General features: G+C 69.0%; 24 protein-coding genes and 1 pseudogene. 11 read left to right on the top strand and 14 right to left on the bottom strand.

Annotated elements, in window-relative coordinates; translation table 11 throughout:
• Positions 1-137 precede the first annotated feature (137 nt).
• Positions 138-689 carry an SH3 domain-containing protein gene (locus DM194_RS10585; RefSeq protein WP_246024186.1) on the top strand — a complete coding sequence of 184 codons (552 nt, stop codon included), beginning with the start codon at positions 138-140 and terminating at the stop codon, positions 687-689.
• A 109-nt stretch (positions 690-798) separates the two neighbouring features.
• Positions 799-2,034 (top strand): argininosuccinate synthase, encoded by a 1,236-nt coding sequence (locus DM194_RS10590; RefSeq protein ID WP_111067282.1) that lies wholly within the window; start codon positions 799-801, stop codon positions 2,032-2,034.
• 66 nt (positions 2,035-2,100) lie between these two features.
• On the opposite strand, the gene DM194_RS10595 is transcribed toward DM194_RS10590, so the two are convergent.
• Both DM194_RS10595 and DM194_RS10600 read right to left on the bottom strand, forming a co-directional pair.
• Entirely contained in the window at positions 2,101-2,655 is a 555-nt protein-coding gene (locus tag DM194_RS10595; protein WP_111067283.1) for an NADPH-dependent FMN reductase, read from the bottom strand.
• Between the two features lie 40 nt (positions 2,656-2,695).
• On the bottom strand, positions 2,696-3,736 hold the full coding sequence (locus DM194_RS10600) for an aldo/keto reductase (protein WP_111067916.1): 1,041 nt from the start codon (positions 3,734-3,736) through the stop codon (positions 2,696-2,698).
• 278 nt (positions 3,737-4,014) lie between these two features.
• Between DM194_RS10600 and DM194_RS10605 the strand changes: the two genes are divergently transcribed.
• A complete protein-coding gene (locus tag DM194_RS10605) occupies positions 4,015-4,179 on the top strand; it encodes a hypothetical protein (protein WP_162629997.1) in 165 nt (54 codons plus the stop codon).
• 62 nt (positions 4,180-4,241) lie between these two features.
• Here the strand turns inward: DM194_RS10605 and DM194_RS10610 are convergent, their stop codons facing one another.
• Positions 4,242-5,003, bottom strand: a complete 762-nt coding sequence (locus DM194_RS10610; RefSeq protein WP_109076116.1) for an SDR family NAD(P)-dependent oxidoreductase — start codon at positions 5,001-5,003, stop codon at positions 4,242-4,244.
• A gap of 212 nt (positions 5,004-5,215) precedes the next feature.
• Between DM194_RS10610 and DM194_RS10615 the strand changes: the two genes are divergently transcribed.
• Positions 5,216-5,623, top strand: coding sequence for a YkvA family protein (locus DM194_RS10615; protein WP_111067285.1), 408 nt, complete (start codon positions 5,216-5,218; stop codon positions 5,621-5,623).
• Here DM194_RS10615 and DM194_RS10620 read toward each other — a convergent pair.
• The 6 genes from DM194_RS10620 to DM194_RS10645 form a co-directional block, all read right to left on the bottom strand.
• Positions 5,620-6,564 carry a DMT family transporter gene (locus DM194_RS10620; protein WP_246024187.1) on the bottom strand — a complete coding sequence of 315 codons (945 nt, stop codon included), beginning with the start codon at positions 6,562-6,564 and terminating at the stop codon, positions 5,620-5,622. The two genes, DM194_RS10615 and DM194_RS10620, sit on opposite strands and share 4 nt — an antisense overlap.
• 426 nt (positions 6,565-6,990) lie before the next feature.
• A complete protein-coding gene (gene lhpI, locus DM194_RS10625) occupies positions 6,991-7,950 on the bottom strand; it encodes a bifunctional Delta(1)-pyrroline-2-carboxylate/Delta(1)-piperideine-2-carboxylate reductase (protein ID WP_111067287.1) in 960 nt (319 codons plus the stop codon).
• Between the two features lie 86 nt (positions 7,951-8,036).
• Positions 8,037-8,432 carry a lipopolysaccharide assembly protein LapA domain-containing protein gene (locus DM194_RS10630; RefSeq protein ID WP_111067288.1) on the bottom strand — a complete coding sequence of 132 codons (396 nt, stop codon included), beginning with the start codon at positions 8,430-8,432 and terminating at the stop codon, positions 8,037-8,039.
• A 49-nt stretch (positions 8,433-8,481) separates the two neighbouring features.
• Positions 8,482-8,763 (bottom strand): integration host factor subunit beta, encoded by a 282-nt coding sequence (gene ihfB, locus DM194_RS10635; protein WP_012972825.1) that lies wholly within the window; start codon positions 8,761-8,763, stop codon positions 8,482-8,484.
• A gap of 310 nt (positions 8,764-9,073) precedes the next feature.
• On the bottom strand, positions 9,074-10,348 hold the full coding sequence (locus tag DM194_RS10640; RefSeq protein WP_111067289.1) for a pentapeptide repeat-containing protein: 1,275 nt from the start codon (positions 10,346-10,348) through the stop codon (positions 9,074-9,076).
• A 6-nt stretch (positions 10,349-10,354) separates the two neighbouring features.
• Positions 10,355-11,308 (bottom strand): hypothetical protein, encoded by a 954-nt coding sequence (locus DM194_RS10645; RefSeq protein ID WP_246024188.1) that lies wholly within the window; start codon positions 11,306-11,308, stop codon positions 10,355-10,357.
• A 226-nt stretch (positions 11,309-11,534) separates the two neighbouring features.
• On the opposite strand from DM194_RS10645, the gene DM194_RS10650 reads away from it, so the two are divergent.
• Complete coding sequence (locus DM194_RS10650) at positions 11,535-12,677, top strand: Do family serine endopeptidase (RefSeq protein ID WP_111067291.1); 1,143 nt, start codon at positions 11,535-11,537, stop codon at positions 12,675-12,677.
• A gap of 82 nt (positions 12,678-12,759) precedes the next feature.
• Positions 12,760-13,530, top strand: coding sequence for a hypothetical protein (locus DM194_RS10655; protein ID WP_111067292.1), 771 nt, complete (start codon positions 12,760-12,762; stop codon positions 13,528-13,530).
• A gap of 92 nt (positions 13,531-13,622) precedes the next feature.
• Here DM194_RS10655 and DM194_RS10660 read toward each other — a convergent pair whose 3' ends face one another.
• On the bottom strand, positions 13,623-13,877 hold the full coding sequence (locus DM194_RS10660; protein ID WP_211110588.1) for a hypothetical protein: 255 nt from the start codon (positions 13,875-13,877) through the stop codon (positions 13,623-13,625).
• A 442-nt stretch (positions 13,878-14,319) separates the two neighbouring features.
• Here DM194_RS10660 and DM194_RS10665 point away from each other — a divergent pair, with 442 nt between their 5' ends.
• Positions 14,320-14,583: a hypothetical protein gene (locus DM194_RS10665; protein WP_162629998.1), complete on the top strand. Its 264-nt coding sequence runs from the start codon at positions 14,320-14,322 to the stop codon at positions 14,581-14,583.
• A 139-nt stretch (positions 14,584-14,722) separates the two neighbouring features.
• Positions 14,723-14,926, top strand: coding sequence for a hypothetical protein (locus DM194_RS10670; RefSeq protein ID WP_111067294.1), 204 nt, complete (start codon positions 14,723-14,725; stop codon positions 14,924-14,926).
• 60 nt (positions 14,927-14,986) lie between these two features.
• Here the strand turns inward: DM194_RS10670 and DM194_RS29120 are convergent.
• Positions 14,987-15,100: pseudogene (locus tag DM194_RS29120) on the bottom strand (S-methyl-5-thioribose-1-phosphate isomerase); the annotation flags it as partial.
• Between DM194_RS29120 and DM194_RS28085 the strand changes: the two are divergent.
• Positions 15,087-15,239, top strand: a complete 153-nt coding sequence (locus DM194_RS28085) for a hypothetical protein (protein WP_162629999.1) — start codon at positions 15,087-15,089, stop codon at positions 15,237-15,239. The pseudogene DM194_RS29120 and the gene DM194_RS28085 sit on opposite strands and share 14 nt — an antisense overlap.
• A gap of 176 nt (positions 15,240-15,415) precedes the next feature.
• Entirely contained in the window at positions 15,416-17,077 is a 1,662-nt protein-coding gene (locus DM194_RS10680; protein ID WP_246024189.1) for a sensor histidine kinase, read from the top strand.
• 91 nt (positions 17,078-17,168) lie between these two features.
• Here the strand turns inward: DM194_RS10680 and DM194_RS10685 are convergent, their stop codons facing one another.
• From DM194_RS10685 to DM194_RS10695, 3 genes are all read right to left on the bottom strand, one after another.
• Entirely contained in the window at positions 17,169-17,636 is a 468-nt protein-coding gene (locus DM194_RS10685) for a Dps family protein (protein ID WP_111067296.1), read from the bottom strand.
• A 237-nt stretch (positions 17,637-17,873) separates the two neighbouring features.
• Positions 17,874-19,586 carry a methyl-accepting chemotaxis protein gene (locus DM194_RS10690; RefSeq protein ID WP_111067297.1) on the bottom strand — a complete coding sequence of 571 codons (1,713 nt, stop codon included), beginning with the start codon at positions 19,584-19,586 and terminating at the stop codon, positions 17,874-17,876.
• Positions 19,587-19,651: 65 nt separating this feature from the next.
• On the bottom strand, positions 19,652-20,134 hold the full coding sequence (locus DM194_RS10695; RefSeq protein ID WP_111067298.1) for a cache domain-containing protein: 483 nt from the start codon (positions 20,132-20,134) through the stop codon (positions 19,652-19,654).
• Between the two features lie 631 nt (positions 20,135-20,765).
• On the opposite strand from DM194_RS10695, the gene DM194_RS10700 reads away from it, so the two are divergent.
• The gene (locus DM194_RS10700) at positions 20,766-22,805 is read left to right on the top strand and encodes an elongation factor G (RefSeq protein WP_111067299.1); all 2,040 of its coding nucleotides are present in this window, start codon (positions 20,766-20,768) and stop codon (positions 22,803-22,805) included.
• Positions 22,806-22,943 lie beyond the last annotated feature (138 nt).

Here is a 22,943-nt window from a genome sequence, read left to right on the forward strand (position 1 = left end):
GAAAGCCCATCCCGCGACGGGATGTCCGGCGGTTGGACCGCAGCCTCCTGGGGGTGGCGGCGCTTGCCCTATCGAACGGGTGGTCTCTATAGTGCGGCCCGATTCCGCTGCTCCCTTCCGCCAACCCCGGTGCCGTCATGCTCGTCCGCCGCTCCGCCCTCGCCATGCTGGCCCTGATGATCGGGTTGGGCGCGGCCTGCGGCGGCACGGCCCATGGCGGCACGGCCTGGGCCGCGGAGAAAAGCACGGAGAACCGGAAGGATCCCACCCGCGCGACGGGCCTGCCGATTCCCCGCTTCGTCACGGTGCGCGTCGGCGAGGTGAACCTTCGCTCCGGCCCCAACGGCAGCTATCCCATCGAATGGGTCTTCCGCCGCAAGGACATGCCGGTGGAGATCATCCAGGAATTCGACACCTGGCGCCGCATCCGAGATTGGGAGGGGGCGGAAGGCTGGGTGCACCAGAGCGCGCTGTCCGGCCGCCGCGGCGTCCTGATCGTCGGCCAGACCCGCACCGTGCACCAGGCGCCGCGCAGCGACAGCGCGGTGGTGGCGCGGGCCGAGCCGGGCGTCATCGGATCGCTGAGGAAGTGCCGCGACGACTGGTGCGAGGTGGAGCTGAGAGGCTATCGCGGCTGGATGAAGCGCGCCGATTTCTGGGGCACCTACGCCGACGAGAAGATCGAGTAGGCGCTCCCCATGGCCGATCGGCGCCCGATCGGCGCCCGCGGGGCTTGAAGGTGGGCGGGAAAGGCCTTACGGTCGCCGCCTTACCTTTCTCTACTGCAAGAGCAGTCCAATGAGCGGCGCGTCCGGCAAACAGATCAAGAAAGTGGTGCTCGCCTATTCGGGCGGCCTCGACACCTCGGTCATTCTGAAGTGGCTGCAGGAAACCTATTCCTGCGAGGTGGTGACCTTCACCGCCGATCTCGGCCAGGGCGAGGAGCTGGAGCCCGCCCGCAAGAAGGCCGAGCTTCTGGGCATCAAGCCGGAAAACATCTTCATCGACGATCTGCGCGAGGAATTCGTTCGCGACTTCGTCTTCCCGATGTTCCGCGCCAACACGCTGTACGAGGGCACCTACCTGCTCGGCACCTCGATCGCCCGGCCGCTGATCGCCAAGCGCCAGATCGAGATCGCCAACATGGTCGGCGCCGATGCCGTCGCCCATGGCGCCACCGGCAAGGGCAACGACCAGGTGCGCTTCGAGCTGGGCTACTATGCCCTGCGCCCGGACATCACGGTCATCGCGCCGTGGCGCGAATGGACCCTGAACAGCCGCACCACGCTGCTGGACTACGCCGAGAAGCACCAGATTCCGATCGCGAAGGACAAGCGCGGCGAGGCCCCCTACTCCACCGACGCCAACCTCCTGCACATCTCCTACGAAGGCAAGGCGCTGGAGGATCCGTGGGTCGAGCCGGACGAGGACATGTACACCCGCTCCGTCGCCCCGGAAAAGGCGCCGGACACCCCGACCTACATCGAGGTCGAGTTCAAGAACGGTGACGCGGTCGCCATCGACGGCAAGGCGCTGTCGCCGGCGGCCCTGCTGACCGAGCTGAACCGCCTGGGCGGCGAAAACGGCATCGGCCGCCTCGACCTCGTCGAGAACCGCTATGTCGGCATGAAGTCGCGCGGCGTCTACGAAACCCCGGGCGGCAGCATCCTGCTGGTGGCGCACCGCGCCATGGAGAGCATCACCCTCGACCGCGGTGCCGCGCACCTGAAGGACGAGCTGATGCCGCGCTATGCCGAGCTGATCTATTGCGGCTACTGGTGGAGCCCGGAGCGTCTGGCCATCCAGTCGCTGATCGACCAGACCCAGTCGCTGGTCAACGGCACGGTCCGCCTGAAGCTGTTCAAGGGCAACGTCACGGTCGTCGGCCGCAAGTCGCCCAACTCGCTGTACCGCATGGACTATGTGACCTTCGAGCAGGACAGCGTCTACAACCAGAAGGACGCCGAAGGCTTCATCAAGCTGAACGCGCTCCGCCTGCGCCTGGGCTCGATGGCCAAGCAGAAGATCGGCTGAGCGCGCTTCGCGAAGCCTCTGAAACGATGGAGAAGGGGCGCCACGGCCGTGGCGCCCCTTCTCTTTTCACTTCCCTGCCGCCGCAACCATCTTGCCGATGGCGCCCAGCGCGAATTTCAGCACCGCCTCGTCGGCCAGCTTGCCATCCCTGATCTTCTCGCCGACGGTGCCGATGACCACCTGGGCGCCGCCCACCAGATTGGCCGGGATCGCCAGCAGCGTGTCGTTCACCTGCTGGTGCGCGCGCACCCCGCCGGTGAAGGCGGGAGAGTTGGAGATGACCAGCACCGGCTTGCCGTTCAGGGCCGACTTGCCGTAAGGGCGCGACGCCCAGTCGAGCGCGTTCTTCAGCACGCCCGGCATGCCGTAATTGTACTCCGGCGTGACGATGACCACGCCGTCGGCATCGGCGATGGCCTGACGGAAGGCCCGGACCTCCGCCGGAGCCTCGGGGGTGTCGATGTCCTGTTCGTAGAGCGGCAGGCGCAGGTCGCGGATGTCCATGCTGATGCCGGCCGGCAGGGCGTCCTGCAGTCCGCGCAGGACGGCCAGCGAGTTGGAGTTGCTGCGCAGGCTGCCGGGCAGGCCCAGCAGTTTGGCGCGTACCGTTGCGTCGGTCATGAAGCGGTTGCCTTTCCTCTTATGGTCGAACCCGTCGATATCAGGCCCGATCGGGATGGGACGGTCCGCTGCCCGCCCCGGTCCGGGCGATGGAGTCCGCGATCTCGTCGAGATCCTCCGGCGTCAGCGTCAGGGTGGCGGCGTCCAGCCAGCCATCAACCTGGGCCGGTGTACGGGCGCCGACAATGGCCCCGGTGATCGCCGGCCAGGACAGCACCCAGGCCACCGCGACGGCGGCGATGGAGGTGTCGTGCCGCTCGGCGATCGGCGCGAAGGACTGGGCCAGCGCCAGATTGCGCTCCAGCGCCTCGCCGGTGAAGTTGGCGTTGCTTGACCGCCAGTCGTCGGCCGGCAGGGCCTTCGCCCGCTCCACCGTGAAGCGGCCGGTCAGCAGGCCGGCCTGCATCGGGCTGTAGACGATGACGCCGGTCCGGTGCGACAGGCACCAGGGCAGTTCCGACGCGGCAACGTCGCGGCGGATCGCCGAGAAGGGCGGCTGCAGCGTGTCGACATGTCCCAGCCGCTCCGCCGCCTCCAACTGGGCGGCGTTGTGGTTGGACAGGCCGACGGCGCGGACCTTGCCTTCCTTCTTCAGGTCCAGCAGGGTCTGCCAATACTCCTCGACCGCCTCATGTTCGGCCGGCCAGTGCATCTGGTATAGGTCGATGCGCTCGACGCCCAGCCGCTTCAGCGACGCTTCCAGTTCGCGGCGGATGCTGTCGGGCTTGCCGATCCGGCGCGGCATCGCCTTGCGGTCGGACTCGTCCCACACCAGACCGCATTTGGTGAAGACATAGGGGCGCTCGGCTTCCGGGATTTCGGCCAGGGCGCGCCGCACGATCTCTTCGGAATGGCCAAGGCCGTAGACGGCGGCGGTGTCGATCCAGTTGATGCCGCGCTCCACCGCATGGCGGATGGCGGTGACCGACTGGCTGTCGTCCTGCGCTCCCCAGCCGGCGGCCCAATCCGGCCCGCCGATCGCCCAGGCGCCGAAGCCGACGCGGGTGATCGCCATGTCGGTGGTGCCGAAACGGCGGGTCGGCAATCCCGTCCTGCTGACGCCGTTGCTCGTGGTGCTCATGGTCGCCTCCTCGATGATGGCGCTGACATGGGCTTGGCGGAGCCGGCTTTCCAACGGTTCATAGGCGGGTTGCGCGACTGAGGACCGCGCGGACGATGCAGGTCCGTCTGTGACCATCCCGGGCTCTGACTGTTGACTAAGGCGACAGCTACCCAATTTGAGGCTACACAAAGGTCGGCCGCCGGCCCCGGCGGACACCGAACGGAGTGACGGCAGCTTCCGCAGAAGCGGAAACGGGAGGCAACATGGCGACGCGGCGACTGGATCGGGAAGACCACGTGCGCAAACATCTGGCGCTGATGCTGCAGAATTGGCAGGAGCAGACCGGCCGCGACATGGCGACCGCGACCGCAGACCAACGGCTCCAGCATTGCACCACGCTGCTGATCGACCTGCTGGGTGAAGCGGAGCGTGCGGACGAAGCCGCCATGACCGAAAGCTGAACCTTCAAAAGGAAGGAGCGGCGCCGCTGCGGGGCCGCTCCTACTCATTGCGCCTCCGGTCCTTACTGCGGCGCCATGCGGATGGCGCCGTCCAGGCGGATGACGTCGCCGTTCAGCATCTCGTTCTCCAGGATGTGCTGGACGAGGCGGGCGTACTCCTCCGGCTTGCCGAAGCGCTTGGGGAAGGGGACGGTGGCGGCGAGGCTGTCCTGCACCTCCTGCGGCATGTTCAGCAGCATCGGCGTGCCGATAAGGCCGGGGGCCACCGTCATCACGCGGATGCCGTGGCGGGCGAGGTCGCGCGCCGCGCAGATGGTCAGGGCGACGATGCCGCCCTTCGACGCGGCGTAGGCGGCCTGCCCGATCTGGCCCTCATAGGCGGCGACGGAGGCGGTGTTGACGATCACGCCGCGCTCGCCGCTGTCCAGCGGGTCCAGCTTCGCCATGTCGGCCGCGGCCAGCCGCAGGATGTTGAAGCTGCCGATCAGGTTCACCTCGATCACCGAGCGGAAATTCTCCAGCGGCATCGGGCCGTCGCGGCCGACGATGCGCTGGGCCGGGGCGATGCCGGCGCAATTCACCGCGATGCGGGCCGGCCCATGGGCGGAGCGCGCCTGATCGATCGCCCGCTCGGCGGAGGCGCCGTCGGTGACGTCGCAGACCAGGCCCAGCCCGCCGATCTCATGCGCGGTCTTCAGCACCGCGTCCTCGTTGACGTCCAGCACGGTCACCTTGGCGCCGAGACCGGCCAGATGACGAGCCGTCGCCGCCCCCATGCCCGAGGCGCCGCCGGTGACGATGGCGGACAGACCCTGGATGTTCATGGCATCTCCTCCTTAATTGCGGCCGGTCCGTGGAGGGCGCCGGCCTTGTGTCCAACAGGCTGTGATCGCACTTGTTGTTTACCAGATGGCGTTACCAGATGGCCCCTCACCATACCACACCGTATGGTCGGAGCCCATGGGGTGACGATCGGCGCCGGCCGCGATGCCGGCGGTTTCTCTAAAGGGGCAGATCCCGGAGGGTTTCAGCATCCATGTCAGCATCCGTTCCCACCGGTACCGGCACCGCGCTGGCGATTCCCGATCCCGTGCGGGTCGAGCGGGACGAGCGGCTGGTCCGCCGCCGCTTCTGGCCGAAGCTGCGCGCCAACCTGCACCGCATTCCCTTTCTGGAAGACCTGCTGGCCGCCTATTTCTGCGCGATCGATCCGGCAACGCCCTATCGGGCGAAGGCGATCCTTCTGGGGGCGCTGGCCTATTTCGTGCTGCCGGTGGATGCCCTGCCCGACTGGCTGCTGATCGCCGGCTTCACCGACGACGCGGCGGTGCTGGCCGCCGCCATCCAGACGGTGCGCTCCAACCTGACCCCGGCGCACTGGAACCGCGCGAAGGAAACGCTGCGCGCCGAGGCGGACGGCGGCGAAACGGAACGGCCCGGCTAACCGGCCGCCGCCCTCGCGGCCTTGCGCCCGTCCGCCGCATCGCGATGCATGGTGTAGAGCGCGGAGCCGGCGATCACCAGCGCCCCCACCCAGCCCCACAGATCCATGGTCTGGCCGAAGGCGAACCACGCCACGAGCGCGGTGAAGGGCAACCGGGCGTAATCGTAGGGCATCATCGCCGAGGATTCGGCAAGCGACAGCGCCTTCGTCATCGCCAACTGGCCCGCAGTCAGCAGCCCGCCCAGAAGCGCCAGCGCGCCCAGCACGCTCCAGCTCGGCCAGGTCCAGACGAACAGCGCCGGAACCAGCGCCATCGGGGTGACCAGCAGGCCAAGGAAGGTGACGATGACCGGCGCGCTGTCCCTGCGGCTGAGCATCCGCATCTGCAGCACGGTGACGGCGGCGGCGAGGCAATGAGCGAACAGCGCCAGGAAAGCCAGATCGACGGGCGTGGCCCCCGGCCGCAGCACGATCAGCACTCCGGCGAAACCGGCGAACACCGCCACCCAGCGCCGCAGCCGCACCCGTTCGCCCAGGAGCAGCGCAGCACCCGCCGTGACGAACAGCGGGATGGCGAAGCTGACCGATGTCGCGGTCGGCAAGGGGATATGGGCGATGGCGTAGAACCAGCCGGCCATCGCGCACAGGCTGGTGAGCGCCCGCGTCACATAGGGCCCCAGCCGCCGCTCCGCCAACACCGACCGGCAGGCCGGCGCCCCCACCGTCAGCGCCCAGGGAAGCATCCACAGCAGGCTGAACAGGTTGCGGAAGAACACGACCTCCAGCGGGTCCATGACGGTGGAGGCCCAGCGCACGGCCGAATTGCCGATCCCGAACAGCAGCGCCGACAGCAGCATGAAGCCGGCGCCAAGCAGCAGCCGGTTCGTCGGCGCCCGCAGGCCGGGCCCCGCATTCACGGGGGGAGAGGCTGAGACGGTCACGGTCGGTCGTCCTTGGAGAGCCGCTCGGCGGAAGCCGCTCGGCGGAGTTCGTTCGCGGGAACTCGTTTAGGGACAGCTGCGGCTGCAGGGTTCGGACCGGTCCGCAGTGTGACGCGTTAGCGCGAACATGGACTGCACGGAACCCCGCCCGCCACGGGTGCCATGGCGGCAATCCTCGCGGATACAACCTGGATAACGCAAGCGAAATGCAACTGACTTTTAGGGGGTACTCGCGTATGGCGTGTGACGGTATCCGCGAAATGGCGCCCAGCCGCCTGGACGGAGCGTGGATCGGGCGCAACGCGCCGCGCGCTTAAAGCGAATTTGCATTCGCTTTGGATTCCTATGACCTCATTCGCCGGTCGGGCTTCGGCCGCATGGGCGGCCGGGGCCGCCGTCGCGGTCCAAAGCGGATGGCACTCCGTTTTAGCGGATGGAATCGTTGTGCAGCACCATCTCCACCGCCATCTGTGCGGCGCAGAGATCGGCCAGCGCCGTGCCCACCGATTTGAACAGGGTGATCTGGTCGTAGAAACGCCGTCCCGCCCGCTCGCCGCGGCCGAGGTCGAACAGGTCGCCGGCGATGTCGTCCGCGGTCAGCAGGCCGGAGGCCAATGGCTGGGAGATGTCGCCGGCCTCCACCGGCGTGCGGTTACGGCAATCGACGAAGACGCGGGACCGGCGGATGCAGCCGTCGTCGGCTTCGCGCATCTCCGGCGTCACCCCGCCCAGCAGGTCCAGATGCTGGCCCGGCCGCAGCCAGTCGCCGTGGATCAGCGGCTCGCGCGCCGCGGTGGCGCAGGCGACGATGTCGGCGCCGCGCACCGCGCCCTCCAGGTCGCTGGTCGCCTCGATCCGGAACTTCGGTCGATGGAAGCGGGCGGCGAGGCGCTTGGCCTTCTGTAGGTCGCGGCCCCAGACCAGCACATGGCGGATCGTCCGCACGGCGGCATGGGCTTCCACCAGTTCCAGCGCGAGGGAGCCGGTGCCGACCACCAGCAGGCGCTCCGCATCCGGCCGCGCCAGATAGGAGGCGGCGAGCGCCGAGGCCGCGGCGCCGCTGCGCCGGGCGAGTGCCGCGGAGGATTCCAGCAGCGCCTGCGGCACCCCGGTCTTGCCGTCGGCCAGCAGATAGACACCCTGGATCTGCGGCAGGTCGCCGCCGGAATTGTCGGGAAAGTCCGTGTCGATGCGCAAGCCGATCGACTGGTTCACCTGCCAGGCCGGCGCCAGCAGCAGGGTGGCGTCGCTGGCCCCGTAGGTTTCCACCCGGTGGCGATGGGCCGGCGGGGCCTCCACGCCGGCGCGGAAGCTCTGCCGCAGCCGTTCGATCAGCATGCGGTGGTGCAAGACGGAACGAAGCTCGGCGGCGCTGACCGTGCGCATGGGACCTCCTCCCGCCGACCGGCACCCGCCCCTCGCGACGGGAGGGGCCGGGAGAGGGGAAAAAACGTCGTCCGGTTACGCCGGCCTCAATGCACCGTCGGCGCGTTGTTCTCGGCGGCCGGGACCGGCAGTCCGCCGCTGGAGCCCGGCAGCGGACCCGAGACCGGACGGATGCTCTCGGCCAGCCGCTTCTCGGCGGCGGCGGCGCGGGCCTGCGCCTCCTTCAGTTCGCGCTCCAGATACAGCACGCGGTTGCTCTCGCGCCGGGCGCGGCGGCGGTAGCGGCGCTGGCTGTTCCAGACGATGAAGCCGCCGGCCAGGAAGCCCAGCAGCAGCGCCGCCAGCGCGGCCAGAAAGACCGGGGTGTCGAGCGTGAAGGGCAGCGGCCACAGCGACAGGGTCACCACGCCGCGGTTGGAGATCGCGAACAGGATCGCGACGAGGGCCACCGGCAGGGTGACGATCCAGGAAATATGGCGCAAAGCGAAGGTTCCTCAGAAATGCGGCGGGGAGAGACGGCCGGTCCGGCGCTCAGTCCGTGTTCAGACGTTCCCGGAGCTGCTTACCGGTCTTGAAGAACGGGATGCATTTCTCGCCGACGTCAACCGATTCTCCGGTCCGGGGATTGCGGCCCGTGCGCGCGTCCCGCTTCTTGATGGAGAAAGCGCCGAAGCCGCGCAGTTCCACCCGGTCGCCGCGCGCCAGTGCTTCCGTGATCTCATCGAAGATGGTGCCGACGATCTTCTCGATGTCGCGCTGATAGAGATGCGGATTCCGTTCCGCCAGCCGTTGGATCAGTTCCGATTTGGTCATGATCGTTGACGTTCCCCCATTCGGTGCGGGCGCTTATGGTCGCAGTGCGCCGCGCTTGAGCATCAGCGTGCCACCGGCCTGCCAAGGCGTCAAGCCCCACCCGTGGCGCTAAACCGTTATGACACAACCCCTTTTTCAGTTCTCCCGCTGCCCGGCCAGGGAGGAAACCGTCTCTTGCGGGCAGTACCGTCCACGGCGGCGGCGGCAATCTCCGACAGGGATCGTGACGGAAATTTGAAAGCAATCAACGGCTTCCCGAAAGAAATCCCGCCGGCTGGAACAATCCGCCGGCGGGCGATTCCCCGGCGGGTCAGGCCCCGCCCAGCCGCGTCCCCTCCAGGATGGCGCCCTCCAGCACCGCCGACGAGCGGTCGCAGCCGGTCAGGTCGGCCAGAGTCAGGTCGCTGCCCTTCAGGTTGGTCTCGGCCAGCGAGGCGCCGGCCAGCCGGGCCCGCACCAGTGAGGCCCGCATCACCTTGGCCCCGGCGCTGACCAGCAGCATGCCCAGATTGGCGCCGTCGAGCCGGCTGTCGATCAGGATGGCGCGGTCCAGCTTCACCCCGCGCAGGTCGGCGGACCGCAGATCGGCCGAGCGCAGGTCGGCGCCGTCGAACTGGGCGGCCTGCAGTTGGGCGCCGTTCAGCCGGGCATGGCGCAGCCGGGCGCCGGTGCCCTTGGCCAGCGTCAGGATCTTGCCCGTCAGGTCGGCCCCCTCCAGGTTCAGCCCGGTCAGGTCGAGCTGGCATCCCTGCTTGCCGCTGGTGCCCAGCCAGATCATGTGCTGGCGCAGCATGCCGTCCAGCTGCTCGGCCGGCAGGGCCGGCAGTTCGACCGCCGCGGCGGCCTCCGGTTCCGGATCGGCCGCCGGCCCCTGGGGCGGCGCCTGCCGGGCGGCATGGGCCTGCTCGTCGGTGCGGATCGCCTGCTCCAGCCCGCCGTCGTCCAGGTTGGCCCCATCGAGGATGGCGCCGCGCAGGTCGGAACCGTTGAGATCCGCCCCGCGCAGGTCGGCGCCGGAGAAATTGGCGTCGCGCAGGTCGGTGCGGTCAAGCCGGGCGCCGGCCAGCCGGGTGTTGGTGAAGTCGGCCGCCCGCGCGAAGCTGCCCGACAGCTTGGCCCGCGCCATGTCGGCGTTGGTCAGCCGGGCGGACGCCATGTCGGCCGGGCCGGGGTCGAAGCCCACCACCTTCAGCTCGCCGGCGCTGTTGCGGTTGACCATGCTGCCGTCGCGCAGGTCGACCTCGACCATGGTGGCGCCGTCCAGCCGGGCGCCGCGCACGTTGGCGCCGCGCATGTCGGTGCGGAACAGCCGCGAGTCGCTCATGTCGGCTCCGCGCAGGTCGGCGCCGTAGAGGTCGGCATGGTCGAGGATCGTACCGCGCAGGTCGGCGTCGCGCAGGATGGCGCCGGCCAGATGGGCGCCGGTCAGGTTGCGGCCGGCCAGCGACAGGCCCGACAGATCGAAGAAGGGCAGGTTGGCGCGGGCGCCGTTCGGACGCCCCTCGGCGAATCGGACATGGCGCTCGCACACGCGGTCGAGCTGGTCCTGGGTCAGGCGGATGCGGGATTTGCCGTTTTGCGCCATGTCCGGTCACGCGAACAGGGCGTCGATGTCGGCCTGGGAGATCTGGCCGCCGCCATCGCCGCCGCCGGGATCGGCGGGCGGCGGGGGTGGCGGCGGAGGGGGCGGCGGAGAAGGCTCCACGTCGGCCGGAAGCGGCTCCGCCCGTTCCGCCACCTCGGGCACGCTGGCGAACAGCGCGTCGATGGCGTCCTGGCTGACCTCCGGGCCGCCCAGCTGCGGGCCGTTCAGCAGATGCGCGTCGGGACGGGTGTCGCCCATCTTGCGGTGGGAGGAGATCTCGCCCGGGGCGTGGTGCTGCTCGGCCACCGCCAGCCGCTCGACGCCCCAGATCTCGATCATCGTGTTCACGCGCTCTTCGATGTAGCGCAGCGTGTTGACGACCTTGGTGGTGCGCTGGCCGGTGATGTCCTGGAAGGAGCAGGCGGTCATGATCTCGATGCACCACGCCTCGACCGCGTCGATCCGTTCGGCCAGATCGGCGTCGTCGCGCGGCATCGACATGGTGATTTCCTGGATCTTCTCCGTCGCGTTCAGGATGTCGGTGGTGGCGCGCTCGGTGGCGGCGACGATCTCGTCCAGTTCGCCGGTCGCCGCCTCGATGCGGTTGGAGCCGGTGTCGGTGGCCTTCAGCGCGGCGATGTCGCTGCGCGCCTCGCGCACCACCTGGGTGATGGCGGTCAACTCCTGCTGGATGCGCGGATCCTCGCCCGGCGCCAGGGCGGCGAAGGCGCTGGGAGAGGCGCCGCTCAGCCGGTCCACCTGGGTTTCCAGCTTGTCGACCAGCCGGTGAAAATCGTCGGAGGCGACGACGCGGCAGCGCCGGTCGCGCATGCGCAGGAAGGCGCGGCCCCGCGCCGTCTGCGACAGGGCCTCCTCCATCTGCAGATACTCTTGCTCGGTCAGTTCGAGCAGTGACCCGCCGTTCATCGCGCTCAACCCGCCTTCCAACGACCGCGCCATCCCCCTCTCGCCGGGGGGCACGCCAGCCCTGTCCTATACCACCGAATTTGTTTACCGGGAGTTTCCGCCGCCGCCGGGCTATCATTCTTCCCGATGGAATCGGCCGTCGCCCGGAAGCTTGAGCGCCAGGGGACGGACAGGCTTGAACCGCCTTCCTTTTTGTCCCAAATCAGCCCGGTCGGTGACCGTCTCCGATGGAAATTCCCCTCCAGGAAAGGAAGAAGCGATGAAAGCGGTGGTGCGTCCGGTGGTGTTTGCGGCTGCCGTCGGGATGGCTGCGCTGGCCGGCGGCGCGCTGGTCGCACCGGCCGATTCGGCGCTGGGCCGGGCCGGGGCCGCTGCCGGGTTGGGGGCTTCGCCCGCCGCGGCGGCGCTGCCGCTGGGCGCGGTCGGCGGCGGCACCATCGCCCCGATGCTGGAACAGGTGACTCCGGCGGTGGTGAACATCTCGGTGCTGAGCCAGGCGCCCCAGGCGGAAAACCCGCTGCTGCGCGACCCCTTCTTCCGCCGCTTCTTCAACCTGCCGGACCAGATGCCGCAGGGCCGCCCGCAGGTCAGCGCCGGGTCCGGCGTGATCGTCGACGCCGCCAGGGGCTATGTCGTCACCAACAGCCATGTGGTGGAGAACGCGCAGGAGATCGCCGTCACGCTGAAGGACCGCCGCCGCCTGCGCGCCCGGCTGATCGGCCGCGACGCCGCCACCGACATCGCGCTGCTGCAGATCAAGGCGGAGAACCTGACCGCCCTGCCGCTCGGCGATTCGGACCGCGCGAAGGTCGGCGACTTCGTCGTCGCCATCGGCAATCCTTTCGGTCTGGGCCAGACCGTGACCTCCGGCATCGTCTCGGCGCTCGGCCGCAGCGGGCTGAAGATCGAGGGGTACGAGGACTTCATCCAGACCGACGCCTCGATCAACCCCGGCAACTCCGGCGGCGCTCTGGTCAATTTCCAGGGCGAGCTGATCGGCATCAACACCGCCATCATCGGCCCGGCCGGCGGATCGGTCGGCATCGGCTTCGCCGTGCCGGTCAGCATCGTCCGCTCGGTGATGGAGCAGCTGCGCGAATATGGCGAGGTGCGGCGCGGCCGGCTGGGCGTCGCCATCCAGGATCTGACGCCCGATCTGGCGGAAAGCCTGAACCTGCAGGGCGACGAGGGCGCGCTGATCGCCAAGATCGAACGCGGATCGCCCGCCGACAGCGGCGGGCTGCGCAGCGGCGACGTGGTGGTCGCGGTGGACGGCCGTCCCATCCGCAGCGCCACCGATTTCCGCAACCGCATCGGTCTTATGCGCGTCGGCACGCCGGTGCAGTTGACGGTGGTGCGCAACGGCGGGCAAAAGTCGGTGACCGTCCGCACCCAGCGCTGAAATCCGGCAAGGAGATCCGGCAAGGCCCGGCCGAAGACTCGGCGCCGGGGAGCGGACAGCAGAGGAGCCACCCCGTACCGGCATGATGCGTTCCAACCCACCCCGCCGCCCGGCCGCCTCGCCGGCACCCTCGCCCGGCCGCAGCGCGGCCCAGCGCCAGCGCGAGATCGCGACGCTGCTGATGCGGCTCGACGCCATGCTGAAGCAGTCGGCGGAGCTGGCCCAGACGGCGCGCGAGCGGGTGTCGGTCGGCGGGCTGGGCCGTTACCGCCGATTCAGCCGGCGGGTGCGCGACTTCTTCGCGCTGGCGGCGCTGACGCAGGAACGGCTGGACGCCGCGCCGGAGGAGATGGAGGATCTGATCGATCCGATGACCACCGCGCTGGAACGTCTGCACGCCCGCATGGTGGTCCAGTTCGTGGAGGGCAGCGCCGGCTTCTTCTCCAGCTTCGCCCGGGTGAAGGCCCTGCCCATCGGCACCCATGAGATGTGCGGGGTGGAACTGCGCGGCGTGCTGGAAATCCGCAAGTTCCTCGACGATCCACTCTATGAGGGGGAGCGCGGGCAGGCCCTGCGCGCCGAAACCGACCGCATCGCGGCCCTGATCCGCCGCGTGATGGACCGCATCCCGCCGTTGCCCGACTTCGGCGACGAACCCAGCATCGGCCCGCGCGGCACGCTGAACAGCCCGTTGAAGGGCCCCAACGCCCATATGCCGCCCGGCCGCGGCGTCGCCCGGCCGGCCCCTCCCCGCCCTGTCGGCATGCCGCCCGCCGCCCCGCCGGCCCCCAACCCCAGCACCGAGGTCCGGTCGCTGAGCCTCGACCAGTTCGAGGACGACGAGGACGAGTGAGCGGCGAAGGGGAGTTGCGGAGGGGGGAGCGGCAGAGGGGAACGGCAGAGGGGAACGGGAGCGCCGCCCCTCGGCCGCTCGGCGGCGATGCCTCAGCGGCGGTGCTTTTTTCCTTCCTCCGCGGTCAGGGCGCCGACCGCGGCGCCGGCGGCACCGCCCAGCAATCCGCCATAGACCGCGCTGCCGCCGGTGACCGCACCGATGGCGGCACCGCCGGCGGCGCCGATCGCTCCGCCCGTCAGGGCGCGGTTCTCGCGGTGGTTCAGGTTCGAACAGCCGCCGAGCAGGGTCGCACCGATCAGCAGCACCGTCGCCCCGGTGGTGAATGTCCGCATGGTCGTCTTCATCGCTCTCTTCCTATTAAACACAGGCGTGGCCGTCGGGCGCCATTCTCGAGCTCTCTCTACGGCCATGCTTATGTTTGGTGAGCGGCGCCGGGTGGTGCTGTGACCATTTCGGGGTAATGAACTCACCCGTTCGTTGAGGATTACCCTATTCGCGCAGAAAGGAGCCGTGAAGACGACGGGGGAATGGATATCAGGAGTTTACCGTATCGAAGCAGGCGATTATCCCACTTTAAAAATATGGTTACTGAATTGTTTGGTAAGACCATTTGAAATGTTTCCGCCCGGCAATAAATAATTAAAACTTTCTGAATGAAATTTCACCGAGATTTGGTTAGGACATTGCTTTCTCCCTGAAGCATCCCACCTAGGGGGCAGAGATCGGCTCCTTGCGCGGGGATATCGAAGCCACGCGAAGATAAGGCCGGCACGTGAAAGAGTAGAGATGACGTTCAACGACAGACGCCACAACGGCGGTTGCCTACCCGACAGGGATCAATCCTCCCCCCATTCCAGTCCGATGGGCCGGATCATCGAGATGGCGTTCAGCGGCCTTTGGGTGATCAAGCGGCAGGGTGTGCTGACGGAGGCCGGAGGCCGACTCTACTGGCCCAACCGCGAGTCTCTTGTGCGGGCGGCCGCTCAGGCCGGCATTCCGCTGTCCGACGTCGTGGTCCATACCGGACGCCTCGACGCCGGCTCCCGATAGGGGGACGCGCTCCACCCCTTCCGGGGGATGGAACCGCGACGAAGAGACAGTTGCATGGGCAGGGGGCTTCTCCCAATATCCGGGGTACGGACGAACGTTCCAGCATGGACCGTCCGCAATCTCCGTTTCATTGGGGCCCATGGAAGACATCGACCGCCAAAGAACGCTGGATTATTTCGAACGGCTGGGGAAAGAGCGCGTGCGCCTTTACACCGCCATCAATTGTGAGCGTTTTCTCGGCGACTGGCAGGTCCGCGAGTTGGCGGACGAATGGCTCGATGCCAAGAATGCGGAAGACACGCCGCGGCCGCTGTGGCGGCGGCTGCTCTCCGACCGCCGCTGACGCTTCCCCGCCCTATCCCCGTTCCGGAAACAGCCCGCGCAGCCCATCGCGCGACGCGGCGCAGACGCCGCCTGTCGCGGTGTTGCGGTCGGGGCCGACCCTGCACTCATCGACCTTGCAGTGCCGCATCAGCTTCCGAGCGGTCAGGCTGGCACCCTGGTTGCGCGGACGCGTCCCGGATCAATACCGCGCCATGCAGGCCGATGGCGTGGTGGGCTTCCACATCCTCGTCGGCGATGGCCGCCGCTTCCGCCTCGGCGGCGGCGTCGGCGCGCTCACGGTTCCTCCGCCCTCCGCCCGGATGATGCGATAGGCCGTCCCGTCGATCCGCATAACACCATCCTCCAGATAGCCGCCGCGACACCTGACAAAGCGGGATGACTTTATCGGCACCCCACAATAGGCGGTGGCCGCTGCGGCTTCAACACGGGTAGCGTTCGGCGGAACCGTCACCCGCCGGGCGGTGTTACCGTTTCCGGCCAAGCATGAATGGCCGCACCCCACATGGTTTCCGACACGATGCCGTTGCGCGCGCTGCGTTCCCACTCCTCCCCGCTCTACCGGCTGCCCGGTTCCGCGCTTGTCCTGATCGCCTGCACGGCGGCGGTCCTGCTGACGGTCGGGCTGTCGGCCGTCTTCGCCTGGCGCGACCGCAACGAGGCGGTGCAGCAGGCGACCGGGGTCGCCGGCAACATCGGGCTGCTGGCGGCGGAGCATGCCGCCCGGCTGTTCGAGACCGGCGACCTGCTGCTGACCCAGACGGCGACCCTGGCCGGCCCGGCCGATGCGCCGCTGCCCGACGACCAGGAAACGCGCGAGCGCATGGCCCTGCTGGCGGCCAGCGCCCCCCACATGGTGGGGTTGGAGATCCGCGACGCGTCCGGCGCCCTGCGCCTGTCGAGCCTGCCGGATACGGCCGCCGCGACCACGCCGGCCTTGTGGCCCGACGGCTTGGCCATCGGCGACAGCCGGATGGACGGCCGGGCGGTGGTCACTCTGGCGCAGCCGCTCCCCGGCAATCCGCCGCGCGGCTGGGCGGTCGCCGGGCTGGACGCCCGCGCCTTCCGCGACGTCTACCGCGCCCTGGACGTCGGCTACGGCCACAGCATCTCCATCCTGAAGCCTGACGGCACGCCGCTCCTGCGCGAGCCGGAGGGCGGCGGCACCATGGGCGGGCAGAAGGGCGACGACGACACCGCGAGCCATGCCGACGACATCACCGTGACGCGCCCGATCGGCGACACCGGCCTGTCGGCCGTGGTGACCATCGCCACCGGCAGCGTTCTGCATCGCTGGAGCGAGCGGCTGTGGATCTACGCCGCCTTCGCCGCGGCGGCCTGCGCCACCGTGGCGGTGATCGGCGCCCTCGCCATCCAGCGCGCCCGGCGCGAGCGCGAGGCGGAGGACGCCCTTCAGCACGCCTACGACACGCTGGAGGAGCATGTCCACCAGCGCACCGCCCAGCTGGAGCGCGCCAATGCCCAGCTGGAAGCCGCGGTGACCGACAAGGAGGTGCTGCTGAAGGAGGTCCAGCACCGGGTGAAGAACAACCTTCAGGTCATCTGCAGCCTGCTGCGCCTGCAGGCGGCCCGCATCGACGAGAATGCCCGCCGCGGCTTCGACGAGAGCCTGCGCCGCATCCAGACCATGAGCCTGCTGCACGAGCTGCTCCACCGCTCCGCCGAGCCGGCCCACATCAACTTCGCCGACGCGCTGCGCCAGATGTGCGACGGTCTGGTCCGTTCCGACAACCCGACCGCCGCCCGGCTGGAGCTGGAAACCGAGGACTGGATCGTCGATGCCGACCGCGCCACGCCGCTGGCCATCGCCACCAGCGAACTGGTTTCCAATGCCCTGCTGCATGCCTTCCCGCACGGCCATCCCGGCACCGTGCGCGTGATGCTGAAACGGGAAGAGAACGGGATGCGGCTGATCGTGCGCGACAACGGCGTCGGCCTTCCCGCCGGCATGCCGAGCCAGCACAAGCGCCCCAGCCGCGGCGGGTCCAGCAGCGGGCTGGGCCTGAACCTGGTGCAGGCCCTGTCGCATCAGGCCGGCGCAACGCTGAAGATCGAACGCGACGGCGGCACCATCTTCACCCTGACCATCCCCAATCTGCCGGTCCGCCAGCAGGCCAGGAACGCCGCGTAAGGCAGGAAACGGCCCGAGCGCAAACGGAAAGGGCCTCCCCGTCCATCTGACGGGGAGGCCCTTTCCGCAACGGCGTTTCGGACAGCCGGTGCTACTCCAGCATGCTGCGCAGCATCCAGGCGGTCTTGTCGTGGATCTGCAGGCGCTGGGTCAGCAGATCGGCGGTCGGCTCGTCGCTGCCCTTCTCGGCCAGCGGGAAGACGCTGCGGATGGTGCGGGCGGCGGCCTCGTGGCCCTCGACCAGCTGGCGGATCATGTCCTGCGCCTTCGGAACGCCGACCTCCTCCTTGATCGAGGCCAGTTCCGCGATCTGCGAGACGCTGCCCGGCGCCGGATAGCCCAGGGCGCGGATGCGCTCCGCGATTTCGTCCAGCGCGTTCCACAGCTCCGTGTACTGGGTCATGAACATGGTGTGGAGCGTGTTGAACATCGGCCCGGTAACGTTCCAGTGGAACGAATGGGTCTTGATATAAAGCGCGAAGGTATCCGCCAGAACCTTGTGCAGCCCTTCGGCGATGGATTTGCGGTCTGCGTCCGAGATCCCGATGTCGATCTTCATGTTCTTGATCCCTCTTGTTGGGTTCTGCCTCATACCCCGGCATCGGCACGGCCGTCATAGGCCTCCGCTCCGCCGTCCAGGCACATCAGCTTGGGCGCGGGACAAGGGTTTCAAGCCTGATGCGGCTAAACTTCGCAGTCAAACTTCGAGGCAGAAGTCCGGGGCCGGATTTCGGGATCAAGCGTCGCGGACGGCAGGCCGGACCAACGCCAAGGGAAGCGGCGCGACCGGGACGCCTCATCCCGCCCGCAGCCGCCCGATGAAGTTCTTGACCTCGCGGCTCAGCGTCACCGCCTGCCCGTCGAGCAGCTCCGCCGCGCGCAGCACCTCGCCGGCGGCGGTGCCGGTTTCGCCGGCGCTGGTGGAGACGGTCGCGATGGTGCGGGACACCTCGGCGGTGCCGGCGGCGGCCTCCTGGACGTTGCGGGTGATTTCCCCGGTGGCGGCGGCCTGCTGCTCCATGGCCCCGGCGATGGAGCCGACGATCTCGTCGATGCCGACCACCGTCTCGCCCACCCCCCGGATGGCGGTGACGGCGGCGCCGGTCACCTGCTGCATGGCGGCGATCTGGGTGCCGATGTCCTCGGTGGCCTTCGCCGTCTGGTTGGCGAGGTTCTTCACCTCGCTCGCCACCACGGCGAAACCCTTGCCGGCCTCCCCCGCCCGCGCCGCCTCGATGGTGGCGTTCAGCGCCAGAAGATTGGTCTGCGCCGCGATGGAGTTGATCAGGCCGACGATCTCGCCGATGCGGTGGGCGGCGTCGGACAGGCCGACGACATGGCCGTTGGTTTCCTCCACCGCCCGCACGGCGCCGCGCACCATGTCGAAGGAGCGGCGGACCTGGGCGCCGATCTCGGCGATGGAGGCCGACATCTCCTCCGTCGCCGCGGCGGCGGTCTGGACGCTGGATCCCGCCTGGGCGCTGGCGGCGGCGACGGTGGCGGCCTGCCGGTTGGCGCTGTCGGCGCGCTCCAGCATGCCGGCGGCGTTGCTGCGCACCTGATGGGCGCCGGCCCCCACCTGCTGGACCACCTCCGCCACGCGGGCCTCGAACAGCTCAGCCAGCTCATGGATGGCGCGGTGCTTCTCCGCCTCGGCCTCCGCCTTCTGGCGCTGCTGGTCGGCGGTCAGCCGCTCCACCTCGCGGGCGTTGGTCTGGAACACCTCCAGCGCGCGGGCCATGGCGCCGATCTCGTTGCGCATCCAGCCGCCCTCGACCACGCCCTCCAGCTTCCCGGCGGCGAGGTCCGTGGTGGTGCGCGAGAGTTGCTGCAACGGCCTCGTGATGGAACGGGCGAGCACCATCCCGGCCGCCATCATCGCCAGCAGCAGCCCGGCCATCACCAGCGCGAAGTGGCGCCGCGCCGCGGCGGTGGCATCGCGGGTCTCCTGGGTGGCGGCGGCGGTGGACCGGCCGATGGCGGCCTGCGTCTCCACCACCTTGGCGGTCAGGGCGGCGAACTGGACGTCGGTGTGGGCCATCATCGGGATGCCGATCAGGCGGTCGATGGCCGCCATCTGGTTCATCTCGTCCACCGCCTTGGCATAGGCGCCGAGCCGGGCCGACACCTCGTCCAGCATCGCGCGCTCCGCCTCGGCCAGCGGCATGGCGCGCAGCTCCGCGATCGCGGTGCGCGCCTTGGCCAGGTTGGCGGCGATGGCGTCGCGCATCGACTGGAGCTTCGCCTCCTCGATGCCCGAGCCGGACAGCGCCAGATGGCGCGACACGTCGCTGTGGATGACATAGGCGATGGCGACCAGCCGGTCGATGCGGCCCAGCCGTTCCGCCGCCTCGCTGTGGATGCCGTCCACGGCACCGAGCGCCTGCTCCGACTCGCGGTCGGCAAGAACCAGAGCCGCCACCGTCAGGACGATCCCCATCAGGGGCGCCGCGAACACCCGGCCCGCCACCGACAGGCCCGACAGACGCGCAAAGACACCGCCGCTCATCCCCATTCCCCCATCAGCGTCGCCGAACGGTCACCGCGTCACGCGGCGGCCATCACCCGCGGCCGTCACTTGTAGATACCGACATAGGCGACCAGTTCCTGGCCGGGCACGCGCTTCACATAGGTGATCTTCGGCTCGATCCTGTTGCTGGCGGGGTTCAGCCAACGGTACTCGACCCAGCCCTCGCCCTTTTCCTTGGCGACGGCAAGCACGTCCTGGACGATGAAGCGGCCATCCGGGTCCTTGACGTTGATGACGCTCTGCCCGACGCCGGCCGGACGCGGCGGATAGACCTTCCACACACCGGCGAAGTCGATGACGTTGACGTAGATCTCGCCGTGCTTGAACGGACCGTCGGCGTTGAAGGCCTTGCTGGCCTCCTCCAGGCCCTGGGCGGCGATCAGGTCCGCCGCCTTCAGGGTGATGGCCTTCGCATCCTCCTGCGTCGGCTGGGCCGCCTGTGCGGCGGCAGGCGTGGACAGCGGGGCGGAAACGGCGGTTCCGGCGACGATGAGGCCGGCCACCAGCAAACGAAACCACAGGCGCATATGCGTTTTCCCCAAGGACTTGAGGCCTGCCGGCGGACGCCGGACAGCCCGTCGATTGTTGTCAGGCCGTCGTCGCGTTTGCGCGCGGCCATTTTCGGGTCAAGCTACTAGCAGAAGGTTTCATGCATTTGTCCGCTCCATTTCGTCGCGGTCACGCTGCGTTGCAGCATAGCAATATTGTGGAAATCCACTTACGGATACAGCTTTAGAGCGTATTTCTTTTGTTCATGAACGCTTTAACCGGGCGCGGCGGCAATTGATGCCGGGGCTGGCATGGCCGCCACCGACCGATGCGACCCATCGACGCATCGAACGCCGCCCGCTCTGATGTACCCGATCCGGCGCAAAGAGCGGCTGCGTGACGGTCCGTCGCCCTATTTTTCCATCGACAGCCGCGCCGTTCGGGTGGAGCATCGAAAGTCCGATGCGGGCGTTCCGCCGGCTCCGGACCCGATGCGCCATCCCCGCACCCGTCCGCCGCCCGTCGCCCCACCCGGATATGCCTGTCTAGAGCCACACGCGAACGGGCCGCCACGGCGGCCGGCACCAGCGCCCCATCCCCGGCGCGGCCCGGCAGCCCGGCCCCTCCTAGAACGGCCGGAATGGCCCGAAGCTTCCACGGGAGGTGTGAATGCCGCATACGCAAATCCGGACGGCGCGCTGCGCGGCGCTGGTCGGCCCCTATCTCGCCGGCAAGACGACGCTGCTGGAAAGCCTGCTGTTCGCGGCAGGGGCCGTCACCCGCAAGGGCAGCGTGCGCGACGGCAACGCCGTGGGCGACAGTTCGCCGGAGGCGAAGGCCCGGTCGATGAGCACCGAGCTGAACGTCGCCTCCTTCGACTATCTGGGCGAACGCTGGTCGATCCTTGACTGCCCCGGCTCGGTGGAGTTGGCGGGCGAGGCGCAGGCGGCGCTGATGGCCGCCGACATCGCCATCGTGGTGGCGGAGGCGGCGCCGGAGAAGGCGGTGCTGCTGGCCCCGCTGTTCAAGGTGCTGGACGACCACCGCATCCCGCATCTGCTGTTCATCAACAAGATCGACACGCTGGGCGATTTGCGGGTGCGCGACGTCGTCGCCGCCTATCAGGAGGTCTCGGCCCGCAAGCTGGTCCTGCGCGAGGTGCCCTTGCGCGAGAACGGCCAGATCACCGGGCTGGTCGATCTGGTCAGCGAACGCGCCTGGCGCTTCAACCCGCACAAGCCGTCCGATCTGGTGGCCCTGCCCGACAGCGTGCGTGAGTGGGAGGAGGAGGCGCGGCAGGCGATGCTGGAATCGGCCGCCGACTTCGACGACGCCCTGCTGGAAAAGCTGCTGGAGGACATGGCCCCCGACAGCGCGGATCTGTACGAGACTCTGGCGCATGAGCTGGCCGACGACCTGATCGTGCCCGTCTTCTTCGGATCGGCGGAGAACGACAACGGCATCCGCCGCCTGCTGAAGGCCCTGCGCCATGACGGGCCGGAGGTCGGCGTCACCGCCGGGCGCATCGATATTCCGTCGGATACGGCGGTGGCGGCCCAGGTGGTCAGGACGATGATGGGCTCCCATGCCGGCAAGCTCAGCCTCGCCCGCATCTGGCGCGGCACCGTCACCGACGGCATGACGCTGGGCGGGGAGCGGGTGTCCGGCATCTTCCATCTGTTCGGCCGCGACCAGACCAAGGTGCCCCAGGCGACGGCGGGCGACCTCGTGGCGCTCGGCCGGCTGGAAAAGGCGGCGACCGGCGACCGGCTGACCGAGAAGGCCAATCTCGGCCCGCCCGCCGACTGGCCGGCCGCCGCCCCGCCGGTGCATGGGCTGGCCCTGCGCGCCGAGAACCGCAACGACGAGGTGAAGCTGTCCGCCGCCCTGCAGAAGCTGCGGGAGGAGGATCCGTCCCTGACTCTCGACCAGTCGCCCGAAACCGGGGAGCTGGTGCTGTGGGGCCAGGGCGACGTGCATCTGAAGCTGGCGATGGACCGGCTGCGCAGCCGCTTCAACGTCGCGGTGAAGGGCCAGCCGCCGCAGGTTCCCTACAAGGAGTCGATCCGCAAGAGCACCAGCCACCACGCCCGCTTCAAGCGCCAGACCGGTGGCCACGGCCAGTTCGCCGACATTCATGTGGAGATTCGGCCGCTGCCGCGCGGATCGGGCATCCAGTTCGAGGATGCGGTGGTCGGCGGCGCCGTGCCGCGCCAGTACATCCCGGCGGTGGAGGCCGGCATGCGCGAGGCGGCGGTGCGCGGACCGCTCGGTTTCCCGGTGGTCGACTTCGCCGTGAAGCTGACCGGCGGCCAATTCCACGCCGTCGACAGTTCCGACATGGCCTTCAAGACGGTGGCGCGGCAGGCGATGACCGAAGCCCTGCCGGCCTGCGAACCGGTGCTGCTGGAACCGATCCTGACCGTCACCATCGCGGTGCCCAGCGCCTTCACGCCCAAGGTGCAGCGGCTGGTCAGCGGCCGGCGCGGCCAGTTGCTGGGCTTCGACGCAAGGCCGGGCTGGCCCGGCTGGGACGAGGTGAAGGCGTGCATACCGCAAGCCGACATGCAGGACCTGATCGTGGAACTGCGGTCCCTGACCTTCGGCGTCGGCAGCTACAGCGCCGAGTTCGAACGCCTGCAGGAGGTGGTCGGCAAGGCCGCCGACCGTGCGGTGGAAATCCGCAAGGACATGCTGGCGGCGCTGTAGCCCGCCCCCGACACGTCACTGCCCCGCCCGGCCCGGCCCGGCCCGGCGGGCAGTGACGTGTCGCGACTGTTATTCCCTATTGGATATTCCGCTGAACGCGCCACTCTTTTCCGGCTGCGGCCTGCAGCACACTCCATC

The sequence above is a fragment of the Azospirillum ramasamyi genome, from assembly GCF_003233655.1.
Taxonomy (GTDB): Bacteria; Pseudomonadota; Alphaproteobacteria; order Azospirillales; family Azospirillaceae; genus Azospirillum; species Azospirillum ramasamyi.